This is a genomic window from Mesorhizobium sp. M1A.F.Ca.IN.020.03.2.1 (assembly GCF_004023205.1).
In the GTDB taxonomy this organism is placed as follows: Bacteria; Pseudomonadota; Alphaproteobacteria; order Rhizobiales; family Rhizobiaceae; genus Mesorhizobium.
The window spans coordinates 1-25,847 of the sequence record NZ_RZSV01000068.1; the positions used below are offsets into that span (position 1 = coordinate 1).

The following is a 25,847-nucleotide window of genomic DNA, read 5'->3' on the forward strand; positions in this document are numbered from 1 at the left end:
TTTCTATCATATCCGGCAGGCGCTCGGCCTCGGCGGCGGCATACTGGTCGCCAATCCGGTGCCGCAGAACGACGAGATCCCGGCAGCCGAGATGGACGGCTACATCCAGGCCGCGCAAAAGGCGGCCGAAGCGCAGAACATCACCGGCAAAGCCGTGACGCCGTTCCTCCTGTCGAAGATTTTGGAGCTCACCGGCGGCCGCAGCCTTAAGACCAACATCGCGCTGGTCGAAAACAATGCGCGGCTGGCGGCGGAGATCGCGAAGGCGCTGTAAGCCTTATCTGCCCGCGCGCCGCCCCGCTTCATAAGCGCGCCGCGCCCAGACCGCCATTTCGTCGGGATCGTCGAAGGCGCTGTCGGGAACGCTCCAATAGGGCATCGCCACCTCCTTGCCGTGCCGCGAGCCGGTATAGGTCCATTGGCTACAGCCGGCGGCCTCGAATTCGGGGATCGTCTCCTCGTCGGCCTTCAGCATCAGTTCGCCGCGCACGACCACCGCGACGATGACGCCGTCGCAATAGATGCCCTTGCCGCCGAACAGTTTTCGGATGCTGATCGGCCCCAGGCTCTCGAACAATTCTTCGAGGCGGTCATTGTCCATGCCGCAATCATCTCATCCAGCATGGGCCTTGTCATCGCAGCAACCAACAGCATGCTGACGGGTTGAGACATGAAATGGAGTTTCGCGCCATGCCTGTCCTGCTCAAAGGCTCCTGCCGCTGCGGCGCCGTCCGCTTCGAGGTGGAAAGTCACACGCCCGTGCCGTTCATGCTCTGCTACTGCTCGATCTGCCGCAAGCAGCAGGGCGGCGGTGGTTTTGCCATCAATCTCGGCGCCGACAACGGAACGCTCAAGGTCACCGGCAAGCCCAATCTCGGCGTCTACCGCGCTGAGATCGAGGACGACGAGCATCCGCACTGCGAGGTCTCGACCGGCGAGCGCAATTTCTGCAAGAATTGCGGCGCCGCGCTCTGGCTCTACGACCCGACTTGGCCGGACCTCGTCCACCCCTTCGCCTCGGCGATCGACAGCGACCTGCCGAAGCCGCCGGAAAAGGTGCATCTGATGCTGAAATACAAGGCGAGCTGGGTCGAACCGGCGATCGGCAAGAACGACAAGGTGTTCGAGCTCTATCCCGAAGAATCGATCGCCGACTGGCACAAGCGCACCGGCTTGTGGGTGGACTAGCCTGAAATCTAGCAGCGATGGGTTAGCGCAACCCAGCGCTCGATCTGCCTCACATCCACCCCTTCGCGCTGCGCGGCGACCAAGGGGTGGTCTGCATCATGCAGAAAAACCCTGGGACGCAGATTGCCGGGCTGAAACACAACATTGGCATGCAGGTGCATCGAGCTCGGATACTCAGGAATGTCGTGCATCAAATACCCGAAGCAGAGCTCGTCCTCATATTGGCCGCTATCATACCCGGCTCGATAGACATTCCAGCTTCTTTCCGAGACCGACATCCAAACACCGAAACAGAACTCTTCGGACAACTGAGGTACCGGCAAGGGCAGCAGGCAACGAATGAAGCGGTCTGTTTGCCCCGTGGCGTAGCTCACCACGCAAAAATCGTCGTTCTTGCGGAAAGTCGACCGAGCTACCTCGTCAAGCGCGTCTGGATTCACCGGTGCGCCAAAGGCTATATCGGTGGGAAGTCCGGTGAACTCCTGGTCACAGCAGGCACATCGCCAGCGATATGCCTCGGCGCTCACCTAAGCAGCGCTTGAAGCGCGCGCCTCCGCCAGCGCCTTGAGATCGGCCGGCTTCAGCTCGACGGATTCGCCGCAGCCGCAGGCCGAGCTCTGGTTCGGGTTCCTGAAGGTGAAGCCGGTTCGCAGCGTCGTCTGCTCGAAATCCATCTCGGTTCCGAGCAGGAAAAGCGCCGCTTCCGGCGCGACATAGACGTGCGCGCCGTCGCGCTCGATATGATCGTCCTTGGGGTTGGGCTCGGTGACCAGATCGACCGTGTATTCCATCCCGGCGCAGCCGCCCTTCTTGATGCCAAGACGGATCCCATGCGCGTTGTCGCGCGTAGCGACGATCTCACGCACGCGGTCCGCGGCCTTGTCGGTCATCGTGATGACGGCGAAGCGTCCCATGTCATTCTCCACGTTCGCGCGGGTTCAAGGCCCGCGGAATGAGTCTGCCTTTAAGATGGTGAAGTTTCACCTTTGCTGCAAGCCAGCCAACCTTAGTGGGGTCGCTGGCTAGTACCATCCAACCGCGACCTGCGCCTCTTCCGACATCCGGTCGGGTGTCCACGGCGGGTCGAACACCATGTTGACCTCGACGCCCGAAACCCCCTCCACGGCGCCGACGGCGTTCTCGACCCAGCCCGGCATCTCGCCGGCCACCGGGCAGCCCGGCGCGGTCAGCGTCATGTCGATCTTGACCGTCCGGTCGTCCTCGATGTCGATCCTGTAGACGAGGCCGAGCTCGTAGATGTCGGCCGGGATTTCCGGATCGTAGACAGTCTTCAGCGCCGAGACGATATCGTCGGTCAGCCTCGCCAGCTCATCGGCGGGGATCGCTGAGGCTGAGACGAGGCCGTTACCGGCCGTTTCCGGCGCGGTCTCTGCGGTGGTGGTCACATCGTCCATCATCGTCATCCGAAGAACTTTCGCGCCTTTTCCAGCGCATCGGCCAAAGCGTCGACTTCGGCCTTGGTGTTATACATGCCGAACGATGCCCTGCATGTGGAGGTCACGCCGAAGCGTTTCAACAGCGGCTGGGCGCAGTGCGTGCCGGCGCGGACCGCGACGCCTTGCCTGTCGATAAGCATCGACACGTCATGGGCGTGGATGCCCTGCAATTCGAACGAGATGATGGCGCCCTTGCCGGGCGCGTCGCCGAAGATGCGCAGCGAATTGATGGCGCGCAGCCGCTCGTGGGCGTAATTCTTGAGGTCCGCCTCATGCGCCGCGATGCGCTCGCGGCCGACCTTTTCCATATATTCGAGCGCGGCGCCCAGCCCGATCGCCTGCACGATCGGCGGCGTGCCGGCCTCGAAACGGTGCGGCGGCTCGTTGTAGGTGACGATGTCTTCCGTCACCTCCTCGATCATTTCGCCGCCACCCATGAAGGGCCGCATCGCTTCCAGCATGTGCTTCTTGCCGTAGAGCACGCCGATGCCGGACGGCCCGTAAACCTTGTGGCCGGTGAAGACGAAGAAGTCGCAATCGAGGTCCTGCACGTCGATCGGCATATGCACGGCGCTCTGGCTGCCGTCGACGAGCACCGGAATTCCACGCGGATGCGCGATGCGCACGATCTCCTTGATCGGCGTCACCGTGCCCAGCGCGTTCGACATATGGGTGATGGCGACGAGTTTTGTGCGGTTCGTCAGCCGCTTCTCGAATTCCTCGATATGGAAGGCGCCGAGATCGTCGACCGGCACCCAGACAAGCTTCGCGCCCTGCCGCTCGCGGATGAAATGCCAGGGCACGATGTTGGAGTGGTGCTCCATGATCGAGAGGACGATCTCGTCGCCCTCGCCGATCCTCGGCATGCCGTAGCCATAGGCGACCGTGTTGATCGCCGAGGTGGTGTTGGAGGTGAAGACGATGTTGTCGGTGCTCGGCGCATTGAGGAAGCGGCGTACCGTCTCGCGTGCTTTCTCATAAGCATCGGTCGCGGCATTCGACAGAAAATGCAGGCCGCGATGGACATTGGCGTAGTCCTGCGAATAGGCGTGCTGGATCGTGTCGAGCACCACCTGCGGCTTCTGCGCCGAGGCGCCGTTGTCGAGATAGACCAGCGGCTTGCCGTAGACCTGCCGCGACAGGATCGGGAAGTCGCGGCGGATCGCCTCGACGTCGTAGGGAGCGGTTTCGATCTTCTGGTCCATCACAAGGTCTTTCGAGGCTTCGCCTCACTCCGTCCGGCACCCTCATCCGTCTTGGCGCTCCGCGCCAATCCACCTTCTCCCAAGTAGGAGAAGGGGAAAGCGCTATCCGTGCGTCGAAAACCAGGCGTCGAGCCGCGCTTCGAGCGCATCGACGAGCGCCTCGTCGTCCAGTTCCTCGATCACTTCCGCGACGAAAGCCTTCACCAGCAGCCCTCGAGCCGCCTTTTCCTCGATGCCGCGCGCCATCAGATAGAACAGATGGTTGTGGTCGATCTCCGTGACCGTCGCCCCGTGACCGCAGACGACGTCGTCGGCGAAGATTTCCAGCTCCGGCTTGGTCGAGAACTCACCCTCGTCCGACAGCAGCAGCGTGTTGCACGCCATCTTGGCGTTGGTCTTCTGCGCGTATTGGTGCACGTTGATGCGACCCTGGAAGACACCCCGCGCCTTGCCGGTCACAACATTGCGGATCACTTCGGTCGAAGCGGTGTGCGGCACGGCATGGTCGAGCACCATGGTGGTGTCGGTATGCGTGTCGCCGGCCAGAAGGTTGATGCCGCGCAGCTTGAAATCGGCGCCCTCGCCAGTCGTCCTGACCACGACTTCCTGGCGCACCAGCTTGCCGCCGGCGTTCATCACGAACAGCGTCAGCTTGGCGTCCTTGCCGATATGCGCCTTGAGCTGGGCAAGGTGCGTCGCCGTGTCCGGCTGCTCCTGCACGATCAGCCAGGTCACCTCGGCACCGTCGCCGACCACAAGCTGGCTGACCGAACTGACGAGCGCGGCTTCGCCGCCCTCGCCCGTCTGGCGCTCGACGATGATTGCCTTGGCGCCGGCACCGACACGTGCCAGGAGCCGCACATGCGTCTGGCCGCCGGCCTGGAGGTTCTGCAGCTCGATCGGCTTTTCCAGCTCGGTGCCGTCGGCGATGTCGACGAAATAGCCGTCGGCGACGAAGGCCGTGTTCAGCGCGCCGATTGCGTCATCGGCGCCATAGCGATCGAGCCCCGGCGCGATACTGCCGTCGGTGAGCTTCTCCGACAGGCGCTGCACCGTGACGCCTTCGATCTCGGGAGCCTTGGCGCTCGAAACGCCGTTCAGCACCGGCAGAACGGCCGAACCGTCGAGGACCGGATCGAGCGCCTTTGCGATGTCCCCGGCCTCGAAGACCGGCACCGAGGTCAGCAGCCGGCGCAGGTCCGTATAGTGCCAGGATTCGACGCGGCGCGTCGGCAGGCCGTGCTTGATCGCCTCGATCGCGTCGTCGCGCTTGACCATCACTGCGCCGTCGCCGGGCAGCAGCGATAGCCGCTCGCCGAAGGCGTCGATCAGCGCCGTTTCGGCCAATGTCCGCTGGGGCTGTGCGTGCATGTTCATTGCTCTTGCCTCACTTGGCCCCATCTCACGCGGCTTGCCCGATCACGCCGGCATAGCCGTTGGTTTCAAGATCGAGCGCCAGCGACTTGTCGCCAGACTTGATGACCTGGCCCTTGTAGAGCACGTGCACGCTGTCCGGCACGATGTGCTCGAGCAGGCGCTGGTAGTGGGTGATGACGACGATCGCGCGCTCCGGCGAGCGCAGCGCGTTGACGCCATCGGCGACGATCTTGAGGGCGTCGATGTCGAGGCCTGAATCGGTCTCGTCGAGCACGCAGAGCTTCGGCTCGAGCAGTTTCATCTGCAGGATCTCGGCGCGCTTCTTTTCGCCGCCGGAGAAGCCGACATTGAGCGGCCGCTTCATCATGTTCATGTCCATGTTGAGCGAAGCGGCGGCGTCCTTCACGCGCTTCAGGAATTCCGGAACCTTCAGGGGCTCCTCGCCGCGCGCCTTGCGCTGCTCGTTCATCGCGACTTTCAGGAATTCCATGGTCGCCACGCCCGGTATCTCCATCGGATACTGGAAGGCGAGGAAGATGCCGGCGGTGGCACGTTCGGCCGGATCCATTTCGAGGATCGACTGGCCGTTGTAGAGGATGTCGCCTTCGGTGACCTCGTAGTCCTCGCGGCCGGCGAGGATGTAGGACAGCGTCGACTTGCCCGAACCGTTCGGGCCCATGATGGCGGCGACCTCGCCGGCTTTGACCGTCAGGTTCAGGCCACGGATGATCTCCGTGCCGTCCTCGACGATGCGGGCATGCAAATTCTTGATCTCAAGCATATTTTTTTCCTGAATATCTTCTGCGGTCAGCCGACCGAACCCTCGAGGCTGATGCCGATCAGCTTCTGCGCCTCTACAGCGAACTCCATCGGCAGCTGTTGGATGACGTCCTTGACAAAGCCGTTGACGATCAGCGCGATCGCCTCTTCCTCGGGAATCCCGCGCTGCATCACGTAGAACTTCTGGTCCTCGGATATCTTCGACGTCGTCGCCTCGTGCTCGAACTTCGCCGTCGCGTTCTTGGCTTCCATGTAGGGCACGGTGTGCGCGCCGCACTGGTCGCCGATCAGCAGCGAATCGCAGTTGGTGAAGTTGCGGGCGTTGGTCGCCTTGCGGTGCGCCGAGACTTGGCCGCGATAGGTGTTCTGCGAGAAGCCGGCGGCAATACCCTTGGAGATGATGCGGCTCGACGTGTTCTTGCCGAGATGGATCATCTTGGTGCCGCTGTCGACCTGCTGATAGCCGTTCGAAACCGCGATCGAATAGAACTCGCCGCTGGAATCGTCGCCGCGAAGGATGCAGCTCGGATATTTCCAGGTGATCGCCGAGCCGGTCTCGACCTGCGTCCACGAGATCTTCGAACGGTGGCCGCGGCAGTCGCCGCGCTTGGTGACGAAATTATAGATGCCGCCCTTGCCCTCGGCGTCGCCCGGATACCAGTTCTGCACCGTCGAATATTTGATCTCGGCATCGTCGAGCGCAATCAGCTCGACCACCGCGGCATGCAGCTGGTTCTCGTCGCGCTGCGGCGCCGTGCAGCCTTCGAGATAGGACACATAGGCCCCCTCCTCGGCGATGATCAGCGTGCGCTCGAACTGGCCGGTATTCTTCTCGTTGATGCGGAAATAGGTCGACAGCTCCATCGGGCAGCGCACGCCCTTCGGCACGAAGACGAAGGAGCCGTCGGTGAACACGGCCGAGTTCAGCGTGGCGTAGAAATTGTCGGAAGTGGGCACGACCGAGCCCAGATATTTCTGCACCAGTTCAGGGTGCTCGCGGATCGCTTCCGAAATCGAGCAGAAGATGACGCCGGCCTGAGCCAGCTCCTTCTTGAAGGTGGTGACGACCGAGACGGAATCGAACACGGCGTCGACCGCGACGCGGCCGGACTTGTAGACGTTGTCGTTGGCCTCCTCCAGCTCCGAAGCGTCGGTCTTCTGCACGCCGGCGAGGATCTCCTGCTCCTTCAAAGGAATGCCAAGCTTCTCGTAGACCTTGAGCAATTCGGGATCGACCTCGTCCAGCGACTTCGGTCCCGGCGTGCTCTTCGGCGCCGCGTAATAGTGGATGTCCTGGAAGTCGATCTTCGGATAGTGGACGCGCGCCCAGGTCGGCTCTTCCAGCGTCAGCCAGCGCCTATAGGCGCCCAGACGCCATTCCAGCATCCAGTCCGGCTCGCCCTTCTTCTCAGAGATCAAGCGAATGATGTCTTCGCTCAGGCCCTTGGGGGCCTTGTCCATCTCGATCTCTGTCTGGAATCCATATTTATACTGGTCGACGTCGATCTTTCGGACTCGATCGATCGTCTCCTGCACAGCAGGCATAAGCGTTCTCCATCCACGCCGGGGTCAAGGCCCGGCAGTTTTCAAACTATGGCACCGCAGAAACGCGCCCCGGGAAGGACTCGGCTGCGGAGTAAGCTCCATATAGTGCGTTCCGGCCGGAAATTCACCCGTCCAAACGAAACGCACGGCTTTACCAGGCCGGATGGCCTGAATTCGTCTTTCGAACACCGGATTTCAAGAGCCGCCCGGGATCTCTTGTCCGATGCCCTGCCGCCGTCAGGCAGCCTTTTCTTTTCCAGCCCGACGCGCGGCTATGCCCGCCAGAGCCGCCCGGAACGCCTCGATCTCCTCGGCGCCGGTGGCGCGGCCAATCGAGACGCGCAAGGCGCCAAGGCTCTCGCCGTGGCCCATCGCCTTCAGCACATGGCTTGGCCCGACTTTCCCCGACGAGCAGGCGGAACCGGCCGACAGCGCAACACCGGCGAGATCGAAGGCGATCTGCGCCGTCTCGGCCTTGACGCCGGGAATAGCGAATAATGTCGTATTGGCAAGCCTTGGCGCTGCCGCTCCAAAGATTTCCGTATCAGGGACGAGCTCCCGGACGATGGCTTCGACCTTGTCGCGACGGCGCGCGACCGCTTCCATGTCTTCCAGGCCGGCGAGTGCTGCCCGCGCCGCGGCACCAAAACCGGCAATGCCGGGAAGATTCTCCGTGCCGGCGCGATGGCCCTTTTCCTGGCCGCCGCCTTTGATCAGCGGCTTCGGCATCATCAGATCGGCCCGGGCGACGATGGCGCCGACGCCCTTCGGGCCGCCGATCTTGTGCGAGGAAAGGATCAGATGATCGGCATAACCGGCTGACATGTCGATCGGAATCCGTCCTGCCGCCTGCACGGCATCGACGACCAGCACGCCGCCCGCTTCCTTGACGATCTCGGCGATGCGTCCGATCGGCTGGATCACCCCCGTCTCGTTGTTGGCGGCATGGATCGCCACCAGCGGCAGGCCGGCAGCCTTGTCATGCGCGGAGAGCGCCGTAGTCAGCGCCTCGAGATCGGCAATGCCGTCTCGATCGACGCCGATCCTCGTCACCTGCGGCGCCGAGAACCGCCCGCCATTCAGAATGCAGGGATGATCGGCGGCCGAGACATAGAGGTGGCTGATGCGGACAGAGCCGCGCCCCATCTGCCAGTCGGGAGCAAGCAGCGTCGATGCGGCCTCCGTCGCGCCGGAGGTGAACACGACGTGCTCGGGCCTGGCATTGACCAGCCCTGCCACGTCACGCCTGGCATCCTCGATCAGCCGCCGCGCCGCGCGGCCCTCGCTGTGAACCGACGACGGATTGGCGGCATCGAGCGCCGCGACCGCCGCCGACCGCGCCTCTGCCATGAGAGGTGCGCTGGCGTTGTAGTCGAGATAGGCGCGAGTTGCGGCCATTTTCCTTCAGTCGATCCTGTCAGCAGCCATTCCGCGAGGACAGCGCGTTATTTCCTTGAAATTGCAAGGCGAGCCGTCCTATTTACCCGGCTTGCGGCGCGGGCGGCCGAGAAAATGCGTTCTCGGCACCCAGTTTTGAACAATTCTAAACTAGCTTCTAGGAAGACGCTTGCCCGGCGTCAAGGCCACAGAATGGGCCAAAGGAAGAGTCCGGGCTCGCGCCTTCGTATGCCACGTGGAGTATTTTATGCCTGAGGTCATTTTCGCCGGTCCGGCTGGTCGCCTGGAGGGCCGTTACCAGCCTTCCAAGGAAAAGAGCGCGCCGATCGCCATTGTGCTGCATCCGCACCCGCAATTCGGCGGCACGATGAACAACAAGATCGTCTACGACCTCTTCTACATGTTCCAGAAGCGCGATTTCACCACGCTTCGCTTCAATTTCCGCGGCATCGGCCGCAGCCAGGGCGAGTTCGACCACGGTACCGGCGAATTGTCGGACGCGGCCGCTGCGCTCGACTGGGTGCAGTCGCTGCATCCGGATTCCAAGAGCTGCTGGGTCGCGGGCTATTCCTTCGGCTCATGGATCGGCATGCAGCTGCTCATGCGCCGGCCCGAGATCGAGGGCTTCATCTCGGTCGCCCCGCAGCCCAACACCTACGATTTTTCGTTCCTGGCACCCTGCCCGTCGTCCGGCCTCATCATCCATGGCGATGCCGATAAGGTGGCGCCGCCCAAGGACGTCCAGACGCTGGTCGACAAGCTGCACACGCAAAAGGGCATAACCATCACGCAGAAGACTATCTCCGGCGCCAACCATTTCTTCGCCAACCACGCCGAACTGCTGATCGACGAATGCGCCGACTACCTCGACCGGCGGCTGGCCGGCGAGCTCGCCGATCCACGGCCGAAGCGGCTGAGGTAGATTTCGGGCGATCCTTAGACCAAATAGCTCTACGGGCGGTCAGCCGACAATTGCTCGCGGCTCCGCCTCGCCAGCGATGTTTTGTCCTTGGATCCGCTGGAAGACAGCAGCCGGAACGTGCGCTTGGGCACGGGTCTGGTCGACGACGGCCGTCGGAAGATGAAACCGAGCCGCGCGAAGACCAGCCCTGCGGCGATCGCAAAGGCAAGGCCGAGCCCAAAGCCGGCCACTGTGTCGCTCGGATAATGCGCGCCGACGAAGACGCGCGTCGAAGCGATCAAGGCCGTGGCCGCAAGCGCGATGTGCCAGCGCCTTGGAAACAGCAGCAAGAGGACGCCGAACACCGCCCCCATCGTCGTGGCATGGCCGGACGGAAAGCCGGCGAAGCGCGCATCCATGGCGAAGGGATGCAGCGACAGCACCCCGTAATCGTCGAAATAGAGCGGCCGGGCCCGGCCGATGCCGTATTTCAGTAAGTTGACGGCCAGCCCGGAAAGACCAACCGCGCAAAGCACCAGGAAAGCGAAGCAGGTCCAATTGTAGACGAGCAGACGCGACGACCTGGAAAGCCGTCGCCAGTCCGTCAGGTTGGCGGCGACGAGGCAGAGAACCGCGGGGATGAGATACCAGCCGCCCAGGCCGAAATCCGTTAAGAAGTCGGTGAAACGGACGAAGCCTGGCGTCCACCCGCCGCGCATCCTGCCGGCGGCGCTGTCCAGGGTGAGGCCAATGGCTATGGCCAGCAGAAGCCATGCAGAGACCCAGACGAGCCAGGGAATCTCGGGATAGCGCGCGGGACGCACTGCAAAACGCCGCTGCACGATGCGCGTCGTGTCGAGGAAGTTGCCGAGCGAACGGCGGTAAAGAGAAACGGCGGACATGGCTCTATAGGGGTCTTCGAGCTCCGACATTATTCCTCACTGGGCCACTCGATAAAGGCCGAGCGCCAGCTTGTCTCCTGACGAATAGTTGAGCCCGTCGATCTCGGTCAGTCGCTTCGCCGACTTGCCCTGCCCGGCAAGCAGCTCGTTGAGCTTTTGCTCCTCCTTGACCGGCGCCAGTCCCAGCGCACAGGTCGGATCGGCCAGCAGGTGCTTTGCCACGCCATCGACGTCGGTCAGCACGGTCTTGGTCCCGACCAGGAACACCAGGCTCGGCTCGTGATAGGGGGACGAGGCGAGCACCGTGGTGTCGCAAGGACGGTTGGCATCGACGGCTGCCTTGATGGCCGGGCTCAGCCAGATCGGCTTCAGCGACGGCGCAATCACGCCGAACAGCAGGCTGAACGTTACGCCCGCGCCGATCGCGATCGCCGCGATGCGTTCGAGCGGCACCTGCAATTGGCGCGGGAAAGCCAGATAGCCGGTCACGAGCGCGGCGATTGCCGCCGGAATGCTCCACCAGGAAAAGGCTTTTGCGAGATAGAGCGGCGCGCCTATGCATACTGCGGCTAGCCCGATCGACACGACGACGACGCCGAAGGCGGTCGACCACCACAGCCAGTTCTGCCAGCGCTTGAGCGGCGCATTGGCCTTGTCCTCCGGCAAGGTGAGCAGCCAGCCGATCAGCAGCGCCATGCCGGGATAGGCCGGCAGCACATAATGCGGCAGCTTGGTCGGGATCGCCTCGAACACCAGCCAGAAGGGGATATACCAGGCGAGACAGAAGCGCAGGCGCGGGTCGTCCCAGAAGCGGTTGATGGCCTGCAGCCCGGCGCCGACCGCGATCAGGCCGAAAGGCCACATGAACAGCGAATAGGTGAGCATATAGAAGCCCGGCGGCAGGCCATGCGATTCCTCGCCTTGCGCCACCTTGTTCAGCATGTCCTTGCCGACCGCCTCCTGGAAGAAGGCGCCGCCGCTCTTCCAGCTGATGAGGATGATCCAGGGCAGCACGATGACGAGCACGATTGCGACGCCGCGCACCAGCTTCAGCTTCAAAAGCCAGCGCCAGTCGCGTTCGAAGGCGAACAGCGCGCCGGCCGTCAGCAGCGACAACAGCGGAGCGACCGGACCCTTGATCAGAATTCCCAGTCCCTGCGCGATCCAGAAGATCCATGGGAGGTGGCCGGCAATCGGCTCCTTGCGGCGGGCGGCCAGATAGACCTGCGCCAACGCGCCTTGCGCGGCCACGCAGCAGGCGAGCAACATGGCGTCGGTCTTGGCGTCGCGGCCTTCGAAGGCGGTGGCGAAGATGGCGGCTATCATCAGGCCGGCGGCAAGGCCGCCATTGGCGCCGAAGAGTTTTGTGCCCGTCCAGCCGATGCCCACGACGGCGAGCGCAATGCCGAGCATCGAAACCAGCCGATAGACCCAGATCGGCGCTTCGGCCCCCTCACCGCTCAATACGACGGCCGCCGATTGCAGCCAATAGATGCCGATCGGTTTCTTGTAGCGCGTCACATCCTGCAGGCGGATGTCGATGTAGTCGCCGGTCTCGACCATCTGCTTGGTCGACTGGACGAAGCGGGATTCGTCGCGGTCGATCGGCGGCAGGCTTGCCAGCCCGCTGACGGTCATCAGGATGCTGAACAGAAAGAGGAGGAGATAGTTCCTGTTCATCGCGGGAGCTTGTCCGATCTGATCTGCGGGATAGCCCCGTCGCGGCGCGTCGGGGCGTGCTGCCCTTGCGCGGGCGCCTCATTACGCCAGCAAAAGAGGCGAAGCAAGGATGCGGCGATAGCACGCAAAGCCCCAAGCCACTTTTGCTGATCGCCCATTTGCCCGTTGAAGCGCGATCCCACGCAAACCGGAAACCACTTTTGCTGATCACCTGTTTGCCTCTTGAAGCGCGATCCTACGCAAAACCGGAAACCACTTTTGCTGATCGCGCTTGGATGCTAAACGCGCCCCTTCACGTCAAGCTCGGCCAAATGCCGTGCGATCTCCGGGAAGATAAGATGTCCGCCTTCAAGTCCGATTTCCTGCGCATCATGAGCGAGCGCGGCTTCATCCACCAGATTTCGGATGAAACCGGCCTCGACCAGCTTTTCGCCAAGGAAACGGTGAGCGCTTATATCGGCTTCGATGCGACGGCGAAGAGCCTGCATGCCGGATCGCTGATCCAGATCATGATGCTTCACTGGCTGCAGCATACCGGCCACCGGCCGATCGCGCTGATGGGCGGCGGCACCTCGATGATCGGCGATCCTTCTTTCAAGGACGAGGCGCGCAAGCTGCTGACGCCTGGGGACATTGAGAGCAATCTCGTCGGCATCCGCCGCAATTTCGCGCCTTATCTCAAATTCGGCAGCGGCGCGGGCGACGCGGTGATGGTCAACAATGCCGATTGGCTGATGGAGATCAACTACGTCAGTTTCCTGCGCGATGTCGGCCGGCATTTCTCCGTAAACCGCATGCTGGCCTTCGATTCCGTGAAGCTCAGGCTCGACCGCGAGCAGTCGCTGTCGTTCCTCGAATTCAACTACATGATCCTGCAGGCTTACGACTTCGTCGAGCTCTACAAGCGCGTCGGCTGCCGGCTGCAGATGGGCGGCTCCGACCAGTGGGGCAACATCGTCAACGGCATCGATCTCGGTCATCGCATGGAAGGCGTGCAGCTGTTTGCGATGACCACGCCGCTGCTCACCACTTCCTCCGGCGCCAAGATGGGCAAGTCGGCCTCCGGCGCTGTCTGGCTCGATGGCGACATGCTGTCCCCTTACGAATTCTGGCAGTACTGGCGCAACACAGAGGACGCGGATGTCGGGCGCTTCCTGAAGCTCTACACGACGCTGCCGCTGGATGAGGTCGCGCGCCTCGAAAAGCTCGGCGGCTCGGAGATCAACGAGGCGAAGAAGATTCTCGCCACCGAGATCACCGCCATGCTGCATGGCCGCGAGGCGGCCGAAACGGCTGCAGAGACCGCGCGCAAGACTTTCGAGGAAGGCGCGCTCGCCGACACGCTGCCCAGCATCGACGTCGCCAAGGCTGATCTCGAGGCCGGCATCGGCATCCTGTCGCTGTTCGTCACCGCCGGGCTCGCCGGCTCCAATGGCGAAGCGCGCCGGCATGTCCAGGGCGGTGCCGTGCGCCTCAACGACCAGGTGGTGACCGACGACCGGCGCGTGGTGACGCTTGAGGACCTGGGCGCGGAAGGTGTGGTGAAGCTCTCGTTCGGCAGGAAGAAGCACGTTCTGGTGCGGCCGATTTAGTCGGGCTGATCACCGATATTCGAAGATTGAGCGAAAAATTCCCGGCGCCACCACCGACAGCGGATTGATGTTGAGCGTCGGCTTGTTGGCGTTGCCGCGCAGCCGGTAGGTGACGCCGATCAGGCCGCGGTCGCGGCCGTTGCCGAGCAGCGGGCCGAACAGCGGCAGTTCGCCGAAGATGCGGTTGAGCCCATAGACCGGCATGAAGGTGCCGGTCATGTCCATATTGTTGTCTTGGTCGTAGAGCGTGCCCTGGAAAGTCGTGCCGATGCGCGGACCCCGCAACAGACCGTTTGCCAGTCTGAGATAGCCGGAGCCCTTGTCGATCTCGGCATAGCCGCGCTCGAACTGCACCCTTGAGGTGTCGATGTTGGCCTTGACCGCCTGGTTGAGGCTGCGCGTATCGCCGGCCGGCCTGGTCGACACGATCGACGCAAGCTTCGGCTCGTTGACGACATAGAAATTGCTGGCGTCGACCTGGCCCTTCATTGGTCCGTCGGCGTCGCCCGCCAGCGACAGCGTGATGGCCCCGCCCTCCATATGCTCGTAAATGTTGAGGAAGCGCAGGATAGCGCCGGCATCGGCCGATTTCATCGTGAGGGACCGGCCGCCGTCGCCGGTGGTGTTTCGGACGGCAATGGCGGCACCCGAACTCGCCGTCGCGCTGACATCGAGACCATTCACCCGGGAGCCGGCAGCGCTGTAATTCAGCTTGAGGTTCGACAGCACCTCGTCGTGAAAGCCGGTCAGCGACTTCACGTCGGCGCTGACCGAGATCGCGTCGGCGCCGGCGCCTTTTGTGGCTGTATCGACGTCTGAGGTGAACTGTTTGATCAGCGAGCGGGCGTCGAGAGAGTCGCCGCTGACATTGACCGCATAGCTTTTGCCCGACCGTTTGACCGAGACCGCGACGTCGTCTCCCCTGTTGAGCGCGACCTTGCTGAACCGGGCCGAGGACAGCGCCCCGTTGACCAGTGTCACATCGCCGTCGATCGAAAAGCTCTTCCCATCGAGATCGAAGTCGGACAGCGTGGTCGTGCTGCCGGACTTTGCCATCGTGAAGGTGACCTTGGCCGGAATGCCGGCACCCTTGCTCCATCCTGCCCAGGGGATGTCGAGCCTTGCGTTGGTCAGGTCGGCCGACACGTTCTGGACGCCCTCGCCGCTCTTGTCGATCGCCACCTTGATGGTTCCGGAAAGCAGCGGCGACAGGCCGGGCATTGCTGCAGCGCGCGTCTTGTCGTCGATCACCAGCGCGACCTTACGGCTACGCGGCGGGCCGCTGTCCTCGAGCGGCTCGACCAGGTCGAGCTCGGCTGGAATGCCGTTCAGCTTCGCCTTCGCCGATATCACCGCACGGTCGGGGCTCACGGTGATCGACCCGTCGGCCTCGGTCACCATCTGGTCCTCGAACGGCTTGGCTAAGGAAAGATCCTGGTAGTCCAGCGCCACCAGCCAGTCGAGCCTCGAGGTATCTACGCCGGAAGTCAGCGGAATGTCGGCCCGCACATGCCCGGTGACGGTGCCGCTCAAATCCTCAGGCGCAAGCCCGACATGGCGCATGGCGTTGATCGGCTCAAAGGAGGCGAGTTCGGCGATCGCCGTGGCTTCGCCAGCGACATCGATGTCGAGAGAGCCGATCACGGGCGAAACATTCGCCTGCTTGATCGTCAGTGTGCCCCCGCTTGCCGCCACGGTGCGGCCGCTCGGCATAAAAACGCTGCCCGAGGACAGCGTGATATCGACATCGTTGCCGTGGAAGGCAACGACACCGACCGCATCGCGGATCGGCGGAATGCGCCCCGCGGTATCGAAGCGCGAGCCCTCGACCTGGAAGCGGCCGAACACCTCGTCGCCGGAAAGCGGAACGCCGTTGCCGAGCCGCCCAGGAACGACCTGGAACTGCAGGTTGGCGTCGACCACACGGCCGCCGAACAGGTTGTCTAGCACCCAAAGCCGCGCGTTGCGGGCGGAGAACCAGGGCCACAATTGCTTCACATGCGAAACCGGCATGTCGTGTACATTGAGCGACAGCGACACACCCGGCGGGCCATTGTCGATGAAGGCGAGCGACGCCGTGCCCAGCACGTCGCTCGAACCCCCGGAGCGGACGCCGATCTGCTCGGCGACGAGCTTGCGGCTCTTGGTCTGGTAGACGCCGGCGACCCGGGCAAGAAACTGAAGCGCCGGCTCCGGCGATTCCGAAGGCGCGAGCGTCGAGCCGTCGCTGACAAGGTCATAGCGGTAGGACGGCTCCTCGCCCGCGGCTGCCGGTTTCGGCCCGACCGAGCCTGAGAAATCGAATGTCGAGCGGCCGGTCCTGATCAGCAATTTGTCGACCGAGACCTTGTTTGATCCCGCGACCAATGTGGCCCTGGCATCGACGTCGGCCGGCAGCAGCCCGCGCGAGCCGAGATCGAGCACCGAGCCGCCGAGCGACAGCGACGCCGTCAGCCGCGACGGCGTGTCGCCGGACGCCTCGACGCCCGAAAGCTTCAGCGCAACAGAACCAAGCTTGCCGCCCTGGGCGGCGAAGTTCCCGCCGCTGGAGCTTCCCTGAGCGGGCGTTACGCCGACGTCCGCTATCGCGACGGCGGCGTCCAGCGATGCGATCCGCCTGGCGCTCGGATCGCGCGCCGCGGAGGCGCTCAGGCTTACATGTCGGCCGTCGACATCGGCTTTTGAAGACAGTTCCATGCTGCCTGTGCCCGTCTGCCCAACCGTGGCCTCGGCGACGGTCAGACGCCTGACCGATCCGCCCGGCGGCAATTCGAACTCGACGTTGCGGAGGTCGATCTGGCGCATCGATTCCGCGCTCACCGCATCCAGCGCCGCGTTGACGCCGCCAAACACCGCCGCCGATACTTTCTCCGGATCGACCAGGCCATCCTCGTTGCGCAAAGCCGCAGTCCAATCACCGCTCCCGGACGGCATGGCGGCGACCATGATGCGAGCATCGGAGAACCGGGCGCTGGTGAGCTTGACCTCGCCGGATAGCAGCGGCAGCAGGCGCATGCCGAAGCGGACGCGCCCGACATCGGCCATCGGCTTGCCGTCGGCCGTCTTCAAGCTGACGTCGCTGACCTGCAGAGCGACGAAGCTCGACCCATCGAGCGTCAACCGCGCCGGCCCAACGGTGACGTTGAGATCGACGCCAGCGAGCTTCTCGATGGCCGTCTCGGCTTCGGCGCGAAGTCGTTCCGTGCCGATGCCTGACGTGCCAAGCACATAGACGCCAATTGCCGCCAGAAGCACCAGCGCGCAGAGCCCGGTGAACACCCGACCGAGGATGCGGAAGCGCCGGCGCACCGAAGCACGGCCGAGCGGCGGCACGCTGCACGCGGACGGAAAGGCCGCCAGGTCGGTGATCTCGTCACGCCTGAACCTGATCTTCTCGTGCTGCGGTCGCTCCTGATCCAAGCAATATTCCGTTGTAAACGTACTCGTCGTGGACGAATCCCCGCCTCACGTTATATCGATGCTCGATCCGCGCGTAACCGCAAACAAGGGCATCGACATGGCTGAACTCGACGTGGGCGACGTTGCGCCGCAATTCGATCTTCCGCGCGACGGCGGCGGCTCCCTGAGCCTCGCCGCGATCCGGGGAAAACCTGTCGTACTCTACTTTTATCCGCAGGACGACACCACAAGCTGCACCAACGAAGCGATCGGCTTCTCGCAGCTGAAGCCGGAATTCGAGAAGGTCGGCGCCGTGGTCATCGGGCTGTCCCCCGATAGCGTCAAGAAACACGACAAATTCAAGGCGAAATACGATCTCACCCTCGATCTCGTCGCAGACGAGGAGCGCAAGGCGATCGAGGCCTATCATCTGTGGGTCGAGAAGACGATGTACGGCCGCAAGTACATGGGTGTCGAGCGCGCCACCTTCCTGATCGGCCAGGACGGACGCATCGCCCGCATCTGGCGCAAGGTGCGCGTCAAGGGCCATGCCGAAGAGGTGCTGGAGGCGGTGCGCGCGCTCTGAAGCGGGGCAGACCCAAAGCTTCCGCGATTTGCTGGCCTCCTTCCCTGCAACCTGCCACCCGCGTTGCGGGATTTGGTTATGCCGACATCGGGGCCAGCAAAGCTTTGTTAACCCTAATAATGTGTAATCGAGCTGTCGTTGGAGTCGTAACGAAAGCTTGGTCCCGTGAATTCAAACGGTCAGTCAGCGGTCTTCGGCAGGCGCAAGGAGCCCCATACGGTCATTATCGCCCGGGGCAACGAGATCCGGCATTTCACCATCCGCCCGTGGCTCGCCGCCTTCATCGGGTCGGCGCTTGCGGCGATCGCCATCGGCTATCTGCTCGCCACCTCCTACCTGGTGCTGCGCGATGACCTGATCGGCGCCACCACGGCCAGGCAGGCGCGCATGCAGCAGGCCTATGAGGATCGCATCTCCGCGCTTCGCGCCCAGGTCGATCGCATCACCAGCCGCCAGCTTCTCGACCAGCAGCTCATGGAGACCAAGGTCGGCGAGTTGCTGGCCAGGCAGACCCAGCTCAGCCAGCGCCACGGCCGGCTCGGGCCGATCCTCGAACGCGCCGAGAGCGAGGTCGGCGATGTGCCCGCCGCAGCCAATGCCGCAGCGACGAAACCCGACGAGCACGCCGAGATCACCGGCGGCCTTTCGCAGGTCCCGACCTACTCCGTCGCGTCGTTGGGCGCCGGCGACACGAGGCCATTCTCCCTGTGGTCGACACGCTCGGACCCGCTCGACAACGAAACGTCAGCGGATCGCGCCGACAAGCTCTTCGTGTCGATCAACGCTTCGCTCAAGGCCATCGAGAACCAGCAGCTCACCCGCATCACCACGCTTGCGGACAACGCTTATCGCAACGCGGACGCGATCTCGCAGGCACTGCAAGCCGCCGGGCTGCCGGTCGACACGGAGCTCGACAAGAACGATGTCGGCGGGCCGCTGGTGCCGCTCGATTCCTCAATGATCTTCGACAGCAAAGTCAAAGAGCTGGATGAAGCGCTTGATGCGCTGGATCAAGTCAAGAAAGAGGCGCGCAAGCTGCCGCTCAGCAATCCCGCGCCGGGTCATACTGTGACCAGCCCGTTCGGAGTGCGCACCGACCCGATCCTCGGCACGGCCGCCCTGCATACGGGAATGGATTTCAGGGCGCCGATCGGCATGCCGGCGAAGGTCACCGCTGCCGGCGTCGTCACCAAGGCCGGCTGGAACGGCGGCTACGGCCGCATGGTCGAGGTCGACCACGGCAACGGCTTTGCGACGCGCTATGGCCACCTCAGCGAGATCGACGTGACTGTCGGCCAGAAGCTCGCCGCCGGCGACGTGATCGGCAAGACCGGCAGCAGCGGCCGCTCGACCGGTCCGCATCTCCACTACGAGGTGCGCCACAACGGCGAGGCGGTCGACCCGCTGCGCTTCCTCGCCGTCGGCAAGAAGGTCGCGCAGTACCTTTAGCGCACGCCTCGCGGCCGACCCGAGGTCCCTCCAGATTTATCCACCGTTTTGCCTGGGCAGCGCCTCGCTTCGGATTGACTCAATCCAAGTTGTAGGATGATATACATCACCCTATCGCCTCACCGATTGCGCCGCTGATGACCGTTCGCAGCCTCTCACCGGATATCCTCAGCGTCCTCGAAGACGCAGTGGGGCCGAGCGGTCTCACTGCCGACACTGCTGGAATGGCGAAGTATCTCGGCGATTGGGCCGGCGACTATCGAGGCAGCGCGCTGGCCGTACTGCGCCCCGCGTCGGTTGCGGAGGTGCAGGTGCTGATGCGTCTGTGCAGCGAGTTGGGACTCGGCGTCATTCCACAGGGCGGCAACACCGGCTTGGTTTCGGGCGCCATCGATGGCACCACCACCGGCGGTGTAGTCGTCAGCCTGGAGCGGCTGAACGCCATCCGCCGGATCGATCGCGCGAACTTCACACTTCAGGCGGACGCAGGCTGCGTGCTGCAGACGATCAAAGAGGCAAGCGAGGCCGAAGATTGCCTGTTCCCACTGGCGCTCGGCGCACAAGGCAGTTGCCAGATCGGCGGCAATGCCGCGACCAATGCCGGCGGCGTCAACGTGCTGCGCTACGGCATGGCGCGCGACCTGATCCTGGGGCTGGAGGTTGTTCTGGCCGATGGCGAGCTGTGGAACGGCTTTTCCGGGCTGCGCAAGAACAACAGCGGTTATGACCTGAAGCAGCTGTTCATCGGCTCCGAGGGCACGCTCGGCATCATTACCGGTGTGGAGGTCAAGCTGTTCCCGAAGCCTGCCCGTGTCGAGACCGCCTATCTCGGCCTCATCTCGTTCGAAGCGGCCATCGGCCTCTTCAACCGAGCGCGACGCGCCTGCTCCGATCTGATTTCCGCCTTCGAGATCATCGGCTCGGAATGCATCGATTTGGCCCGGCTGGTCGATCCTGGAATGACGGCGCCTGTCGCAGCACCCGTCCATGCGCTGATCGAATTGTCCTCCGGACCGACCATCGACCTCAACGGCGTGCTCGCCAGTTTTCTAACCGATGCGCTCGAAGGCGGCCTGGTAGCCGACGCAGTCCTCGCGACCAGCAACGCGCAGGCTAAGGCCTTCTGGGCGATCCGCGAGGGACTGGTCGAGGGCCAGGCGAAGCGCGGCTACCACGTGCGCACCGATCTCTCGGTGCGCATTTCCGATATCCCTGCCCTTGTCGAGCGCGCCCGCCGCTTCGTCGCCACCGAACATCCGGGCTGGATTGCACTGGCCTATGGCCATGCCGGCGACGGCAACATCCATTTCAATGTGCTGCCGCCGCTCGATCTCGCTGATGGCGAAGCCCGGGCGCGCGGCGAGGAAATCACGGCGGGACTCTACGACATCGCCGTCAGGCTCGGCGGCTCGATCAGCGCCGAGCACGGCATCGGCCGCAGCCGTGCCCGAGAATTCTGGGCCGGGCTTTCGCCGGCGCATCGCCGCATGGCTGCCGCGCTGAAGACTGCGCTCGACCCTAAAGGGGTGATGAACCCCGGCTGCCTGCTGCCCTCGACGGAGCGTTTTTTATGAAGCAGAGACTGGCCGCCATCGGCACCGTCGAGACCCTGCCGCACCGGGTCGCGGCCTTCCTCAGCCGCGAGATCGAATCCGGCGAGTTGAATCCCGGCGCGCGGCTGCCGACCGAGCAGGAGCTTTCCGAGAAGTTCGGCGTCAGCCGCAATGTGGTGCGCGAGGCGATTGCCCAGTTGAGGGCGGACGGCATGATCGAGGCGCGGCAAGGCATCGGCGCCTTCGTGCTGGCGCCCCAGCAAAGGGCGGCGATCCGCATCGACCGCGAGGCGCTCAAGGACACCCACAATATGGAGCGGCTGTTCGAGCTGCGTTGCATCCTCGAGGCCGAGTCGGCGGCGCTCGCCGCGGCGCGGCGCGGGCAGGAGCATCTCGATTCGATCAAGGCGGCGCTCGACCGCATGGGCGGCGAGGAGCGCTGGGAAGAAGGCAGCATCGACGCCGACCTGCTATTCCACCGCGAGATCGCGCGGGCGACCGGCAACAGCTACATCCACACCTTCATCTCTTTTGTCTGCGAGCAGATCCGCCAGTCGATCCACTATGCCCGCTTAACCAACCCGCTGCACGATCTCGTCGAGATCAATGTCGGCGAACATGTGCGCATCTATGAGGCGCTAGTGGCGGGCGATCCGGCGGCGGCAGAAGCAGCAATGCGTACGCACATCATCGGCGCTGCGAACCGCGTCGGCGTGAAGCTGCCACTCTCCAAGACCGGCGGGACGAAATAATCATGCCGGCCAACCTCACCCGCATCTCCGACGTCTGCCTGCTGGTGGAAAATATCGAGCGTACGGTCGACTTCTATGTCGGGAAACTCGGCTTCCGGCTGCGTCGGCGTGCCGAAGGCTTTGCCGATTTCCATGGCGAGGGCGTGACGCTCGCCGCCTGGGAGCTCGACCACATCAACCGACACACCGGCGTCTCGAACCAGAGATCGCCGCGCCAAGCGCACAAGGTTTGCGTCGCCGTCCAGCTCGGATCGCCGGCCGAGATCGACCGGCTGCACGGCGAATTGAGCGCCAAGGGCGTGCCCTTCTATGGACCGCCCGAAAACTACGTCTGGAATGCGCGCTGCGCCTATTTCACCGATCCGGACGACACGCTTTGGGAGCTTTACGCCTGGCTCGACGGCGGCCCTGGCGACTACCACGACCAACAGCCGTAGCGACGCCGCGCCGAGGGAGCGGCGCTTGGAAAGAAGAGACAAGAAGTCTGCAACAGGAGCGAAAAATGAGTGGGAGCCAAGACTACGAATTGAACCGCCGCGCTTTCGTGAAGGGCGGCCTCGCAGCGGTCGCAGCCGCGTCAGCCGGTATGCAATTGGTGTTGACGCCGGGCGCCAGGGCCGCCGGCAAGGTCGTCATCCAGTATGACTGGCTGATGTCCAATGGCCAGATCGGTGACATCGCGGCCGTCGCCAACGGCTATTTCAAGGATGCCGGGCTCGAGGTGGAGTTCAGCCCTGGCGGCCCCAATGCCTCGACCGTGCCGCCGGTGATCTCCGGCGCCGCGCAGCTCGGCCAGTTCTCGGAAACGCCGCAGCTTTATGCGGCGCGCGCCAGCGGCGTGCCGATCAGAATCATCGCCTGCGGCTTCCGCACCGGCCCCTATGCGCTGACCTCGAAACCGGGAAAGCCAATCCGCAATGTTGCCGACCTCAAGGGCAAGAAGATCGGCATCCAGCCGACCGCGCGCTTCGTCATCGATGAGATCCTGGCCAAGAACGGTATCGACCCCTCGGAAGTCACCATCGTCAATGTCGGCTTCGACAAGGCGCCTCTGGTGCGCGGTGACGTCGACGCCATCGGCGGCTGGATCACCAACACCCAGGCGCTGAGCGTGGTCGGCGAGGACCGCATCGATCTCCTGGTGCGCGACCTCGGCCTCGCTTCCTACGCCGACGTCTATTTCGCGACCGACGCGGCGATCGAGAAGGACCCCGACACACTGGCGAAGTTCGTCGGCGCGGTCGGCAAGGGCTGGGGCTGGGTTCACGCCAACCCCCAGGAAGCGGTGAAGAAGATGGTCGCCGCGTATCCGGAGATGGATCTCGGCTGGGAAGAGAAGACCGTCAACCTGGTGCTGAAACTCTCCTTCGACGGCGCGACCGCCAAAGATGGCTGGGGCACGTTCGACCCTGCCTCCATCGAGGAGCAATTGACGCTGCTCGACAAGGTCGGCCAGTACCCGAACGGACGCCCGGCCGCCAAAGATGTCTACACCACGAAGATCCTGGAGCTTTCGGCCGCGGACCGGCCCAAGCTCGACGCGCCCGCGGCCTGATGCCGAACGCCATCGAAGCGCAGAAGCTCGATGTCGGCTATGGCGGCCGGCAGAAGGTCGTCAAGGTGCTGTCCGGCCTCGACCTCACGGTCGCGGCCGGCTCCTTCCTGTCGATCCTCGGCCCGTCGGGCTGCGGCAAGTCGACCTTACTTCGCGTGGTGGCGGACCTGCTCGACCCGCTGGACGGCACGATCAGCGTGCTTGGGGCCACACCGCACGCGGTGCGCTCGCGCCGCGACGTCGGCTTCGTCTTCCAGGATTCCACCCTGCTGCCCTGGCGCACGGTGCGCGACAATGTGCGCCTGCCGCTCGGCGTCGGCCAGCGCAGCCTCACACGCAAGATCGATGACCGCAGCAGCGAACTGCTGGAGCTGATGGGGCTTGGCGGACTCGGTGAACGCCTGCCGCATCAGCTTTCGGGGGGCCAGCGTCAGCGCGTCGCCATCGCGCGCGCCCTGCTTGGCGAGCCCAGGCTGCTTCTGATGGACGAGCCGTTCGGCGCGCTGGACGAGATCACGCGCGATCGCCTCAACGACGAATTGCTGACGCTCTGGCGGCGCACCGGCACAACGATCCTTTTCGTCACCCATTCGATCGCCGAAGCCGCCTATCTCGGCGAGCGCGTCATTGTGCTGGCTGCCAATCCGGGACGGGTGGTGAAGGACCTCGACCTGCGGCCCTTCAAGCAGGAAGGCAACCGCTGCAAGCGCGAGGATGCGGCGATCGTCGGCGCCATGGCCGAGTTGCGTGCAGCGCTGGAGCGCGCATCGTGAGACCGGCGCCGCTTGCCCCGCAAATGGCGATTGCGCTTCCGGTTCTGGGCGCGGCGTCGATCCTGATTGCCTGGCAGTATCTCCTGCCGCTGCTCGGCGTGCCGGCCTATATCGTGCCGACGCCGACGGCGATCTTCGGCGTCTTCCAGAAGAATTTCGCCCTGCTCATCGACAATCTCAGACCGACGCTGATCGAGGCGCTGGCGGGCTTCGTCATCGGCAATCTCGCCGCCGTGCTGCTTGCCGTGGTCTTCGTGCACAGCCGCATCCTGCAGGCCGCCTATTTCCCGATCGTGCTGTTCTTCAACACCATTCCGATCCTGGCGCTGTCGCCGATCATCATCCTGATCTTCGGCCTCGGCATGACGCCAAAGATCGTCATCGCCGCCGTGATCTGCTTCTTCCCGACCCTGGTGAACATGATCCGAGGCCTGGATTCGGCAAGCGACAACGAACACGAGCTGTTCCGCGTGCTGTCGGCGACACGCTCGGAGATCTTCTGGGCTCTGCGCCTGCCCCGCGCCTTGCCGATGCTGTTCTCCTCGCTGCGCATCGCCTCGGCCACTGCGGTAATCGGCGCCATCGTCGGCGAATGGATCGGCTCGGACAAAGGCCTCGGCGCGCTGATCATCCAGGCGACGTTCAACTATCAATCCGACCGGCTCTACGCCGCGATCGTGCTGTCCTCGTCGCTGTCGATCGCGCTTTTCTGCATCGTCGTGCTGATCGAGCGTCGCGTCATCAGATACTAGCTTTCCGCACATTGCCCGGGTCGCAAGCGCCGGGGCCGCAGGGAAACTTGCTCTCCTCGAGAGCCGGGCAAATTATTTTTGAATTCCATTTGACTGAATAAATCTTCTCTGCGAACCTTGTGTCCGTCAGGAGCGCAAGCCATGGCGTTGCGGGGAACCAATCAGGAGTTCGGGCGGCCATACAACCGGCGCATCGTGCTCGAATCCATCCGCCGCTTCGGTCCGATCGCCCGCGGCGACATCGCGCAGCACGTCGGGCTCACCGTTCAGACGGTCTCGACTATCGTGCGCGAGTTGGAGGAACAGGGTTATATACTGTCGGTCCGCGAGGAACCGAAGGGCCGCGGCCAGCCGCCGGCCACGCTGCGCATCAACCCGGAAGGCGGCTATGCCGTCGGCATCCACCTCACCCCGCTGGGGATAGACGCCGCACTCATCAACCTGAGCGGCGACGTGATCGAGAGCGTCCATCGCGAAGCGCCGAGCCCGACGCCCGATCTCGCCTTCGAGACGATCGGCGCCATGGTTGTCGATCTGACCGGGCGCCGGGCCGGAGGACGGGTCATCGGCGTCGGCATGGCGCTTCCCGGCCCGTTCGGCGTCGAGTCCATGAGCTTCGTCGGACCGACCACAATGGCCGGCTGGAAAGGCGTGCCGCTGCGCGAGCGCCTTGCCGCCGCGACCGGCCTGCCCGCCTTCTTCGAGACCGATATGGCGGCGGCGGCCATGGGGGAACGCCTCTACGGCCTCGGCCTCCAGCGATCCGACTACTATTATCTATATTTCAGCGTCGGGCTTGGCGGCGCCATGGTGCATGACGGCGGCGTGCTGCGCGGGGCCTGGGGCAATGCCGGCGAGATCGGACACATCCCCGTCGTTCCGGAAGGCGAGCTTTGCCCCTGCGGCAACCGGGGCTGCCTCGAACGCTATCTGTCGCTCGAGGCGCGCGGCCGCTGGAACGGCAACGACGCCGGATGGGTGGCCGAAGTCGCTCCGATCTTCC

At 63.9% G+C, this 25,847-nt stretch carries 25 protein-coding genes; 13 read left to right on the top strand and 12 right to left on the bottom strand.

The genetic code is table 11. From position 1 onward, the window contains the following. Positions 1-274 (top strand): pseudouridine-5'-phosphate glycosidase (locus EOA79_RS13555; RefSeq protein ID WP_206639244.1); only part of this gene is annotated, 274 nt, incomplete at its 5' end. Between the two features lie 3 nt (positions 275-277). Here the strand turns inward: EOA79_RS13555 and EOA79_RS13560 are convergent. Beyond that, positions 278-601: a TfoX/Sxy family protein gene (locus tag EOA79_RS13560; protein WP_066995104.1), complete on the bottom strand. Its 324-nt coding sequence runs from the start codon at positions 599-601 to the stop codon at positions 278-280. An 89-nt stretch (positions 602-690) separates the two neighbouring features. Between EOA79_RS13560 and EOA79_RS13565 the strand changes: the two genes are divergently transcribed. After that, a complete protein-coding gene (locus EOA79_RS13565; protein ID WP_095825340.1) occupies positions 691-1,188 on the top strand; it encodes a GFA family protein in 498 nt (165 codons plus the stop codon). Between the two features lie 8 nt (positions 1,189-1,196). On the opposite strand, the gene EOA79_RS13570 is transcribed toward EOA79_RS13565, so the two are convergent. From EOA79_RS13570 to EOA79_RS13605, 8 genes are all read right to left on the bottom strand, one after another. Beyond that, complete coding sequence (locus EOA79_RS13570; protein WP_095825253.1) at positions 1,197-1,715, bottom strand: DUF2199 domain-containing protein; 519 nt, start codon at positions 1,713-1,715, stop codon at positions 1,197-1,199. Continuing rightward, positions 1,716-2,102 carry a Fe-S cluster assembly scaffold SufA gene (gene sufA, locus EOA79_RS13575; protein WP_066995098.1) on the bottom strand — a complete coding sequence of 129 codons (387 nt, stop codon included), beginning with the start codon at positions 2,100-2,102 and terminating at the stop codon, positions 1,716-1,718. Positions 2,103-2,210: 108 nt separating this feature from the next. Continuing rightward, positions 2,211-2,603, bottom strand: a complete 393-nt coding sequence (locus tag EOA79_RS13580) for an SUF system Fe-S cluster assembly protein (protein ID WP_095779637.1) — start codon at positions 2,601-2,603, stop codon at positions 2,211-2,213. Between the two features lie 5 nt (positions 2,604-2,608). Beyond that, a complete protein-coding gene (locus EOA79_RS13585) occupies positions 2,609-3,850 on the bottom strand; it encodes a cysteine desulfurase (protein ID WP_095825252.1) in 1,242 nt (413 codons plus the stop codon). A gap of 102 nt (positions 3,851-3,952) precedes the next feature. Beyond that, on the bottom strand, positions 3,953-5,227 hold the full coding sequence (sufD, locus tag EOA79_RS13590) for a Fe-S cluster assembly protein SufD (protein ID WP_095825251.1): 1,275 nt from the start codon (positions 5,225-5,227) through the stop codon (positions 3,953-3,955). Positions 5,228-5,252: 25 nt separating this feature from the next. After that, positions 5,253-6,008 carry a Fe-S cluster assembly ATPase SufC gene (sufC, locus tag EOA79_RS13595; RefSeq protein WP_095825250.1) on the bottom strand — a complete coding sequence of 252 codons (756 nt, stop codon included), beginning with the start codon at positions 6,006-6,008 and terminating at the stop codon, positions 5,253-5,255. Between the two features lie 26 nt (positions 6,009-6,034). After that, positions 6,035-7,552, bottom strand: a complete 1,518-nt coding sequence (sufB, locus tag EOA79_RS13600) for a Fe-S cluster assembly protein SufB (protein WP_067328280.1) — start codon at positions 7,550-7,552, stop codon at positions 6,035-6,037. A gap of 237 nt (positions 7,553-7,789) precedes the next feature. Then, on the bottom strand, positions 7,790-8,950 hold the full coding sequence (locus EOA79_RS13605) for a cysteine desulfurase family protein (protein WP_095825248.1): 1,161 nt from the start codon (positions 8,948-8,950) through the stop codon (positions 7,790-7,792). Positions 8,951-9,197: 247 nt separating this feature from the next. On the opposite strand from EOA79_RS13605, the gene EOA79_RS13610 reads away from it, so the two are divergent. Further along, positions 9,198-9,872, top strand: a complete 675-nt coding sequence (locus EOA79_RS13610; protein WP_066995082.1) for an alpha/beta hydrolase — start codon at positions 9,198-9,200, stop codon at positions 9,870-9,872. Positions 9,873-9,901: 29 nt separating this feature from the next. Here EOA79_RS13610 and EOA79_RS13615 read toward each other — a convergent pair whose 3' ends face one another. Beyond that, positions 9,902-10,783, bottom strand: a complete 882-nt coding sequence (locus tag EOA79_RS13615; protein ID WP_179293650.1) for a phosphatase PAP2 family protein — start codon at positions 10,781-10,783, stop codon at positions 9,902-9,904. Positions 10,784-10,789: 6 nt separating this feature from the next. Then, positions 10,790-12,433, bottom strand: coding sequence for a glycosyltransferase family 39 protein (locus EOA79_RS13620; protein ID WP_095800858.1), 1,644 nt, complete (start codon positions 12,431-12,433; stop codon positions 10,790-10,792). Between the two features lie 338 nt (positions 12,434-12,771). Between EOA79_RS13620 and tyrS the strand changes: the two genes are divergently transcribed. Further along, a complete protein-coding gene (tyrS, locus tag EOA79_RS13625; RefSeq protein ID WP_095800895.1) occupies positions 12,772-14,025 on the top strand; it encodes a tyrosine--tRNA ligase in 1,254 nt (417 codons plus the stop codon). A 9-nt stretch (positions 14,026-14,034) separates the two neighbouring features. Here the strand turns inward: tyrS and EOA79_RS13630 are convergent, their stop codons facing one another. Then, a complete protein-coding gene (locus EOA79_RS13630; protein ID WP_095825247.1) occupies positions 14,035-17,445 on the bottom strand; it encodes a DUF3971 domain-containing protein in 3,411 nt (1,136 codons plus the stop codon). Between the two features lie 97 nt (positions 17,446-17,542). On the opposite strand from EOA79_RS13630, the gene EOA79_RS13635 reads away from it, so the two are divergent. The 9 genes from EOA79_RS13635 to EOA79_RS13675 all read left to right on the top strand — a co-directional run. Then, positions 17,543-18,010, top strand: coding sequence for a peroxiredoxin (locus EOA79_RS13635; protein ID WP_095825338.1), 468 nt, complete (start codon positions 17,543-17,545; stop codon positions 18,008-18,010). 165 nt (positions 18,011-18,175) lie between these two features. Then, a complete protein-coding gene (locus EOA79_RS13640) occupies positions 18,176-19,459 on the top strand; it encodes a M23 family metallopeptidase (protein ID WP_095800860.1) in 1,284 nt (427 codons plus the stop codon). A 137-nt stretch (positions 19,460-19,596) separates the two neighbouring features. Continuing rightward, positions 19,597-21,033 carry an FAD-binding oxidoreductase gene (locus EOA79_RS13645; protein ID WP_067328269.1) on the top strand — a complete coding sequence of 479 codons (1,437 nt, stop codon included), beginning with the start codon at positions 19,597-19,599 and terminating at the stop codon, positions 21,031-21,033. After that, positions 21,030-21,764 (top strand): FadR/GntR family transcriptional regulator, encoded by a 735-nt coding sequence (locus tag EOA79_RS13650; protein WP_067328267.1) that lies wholly within the window; start codon positions 21,030-21,032, stop codon positions 21,762-21,764. The genes EOA79_RS13645 and EOA79_RS13650 overlap by 4 nt, the downstream gene beginning before the upstream one ends. A gap of 2 nt (positions 21,765-21,766) precedes the next feature. Continuing rightward, entirely contained in the window at positions 21,767-22,201 is a 435-nt protein-coding gene (locus tag EOA79_RS13655; RefSeq protein ID WP_067328264.1) for a VOC family protein, read from the top strand. A gap of 65 nt (positions 22,202-22,266) precedes the next feature. Beyond that, the gene (locus EOA79_RS13660) at positions 22,267-23,319 is read left to right on the top strand and encodes an ABC transporter substrate-binding protein (RefSeq protein WP_179293649.1); all 1,053 of its coding nucleotides are present in this window, start codon (positions 22,267-22,269) and stop codon (positions 23,317-23,319) included. Continuing rightward, entirely contained in the window at positions 23,319-24,092 is a 774-nt protein-coding gene (locus tag EOA79_RS13665) for an ATP-binding cassette domain-containing protein (protein WP_095780639.1), read from the top strand. The genes EOA79_RS13660 and EOA79_RS13665 overlap by 1 nt, the downstream gene beginning before the upstream one ends. Then, entirely contained in the window at positions 24,089-24,844 is a 756-nt protein-coding gene (locus tag EOA79_RS13670; RefSeq protein ID WP_067328257.1) for an ABC transporter permease, read from the top strand. Before EOA79_RS13665 ends, EOA79_RS13670 begins: the two co-directional genes overlap by 4 nt. A 141-nt stretch (positions 24,845-24,985) precedes the next feature. Then, positions 24,986-25,847 (top strand): ROK family transcriptional regulator (locus EOA79_RS13675; protein WP_128293060.1); only part of this gene is annotated, 862 nt, incomplete at its 3' end.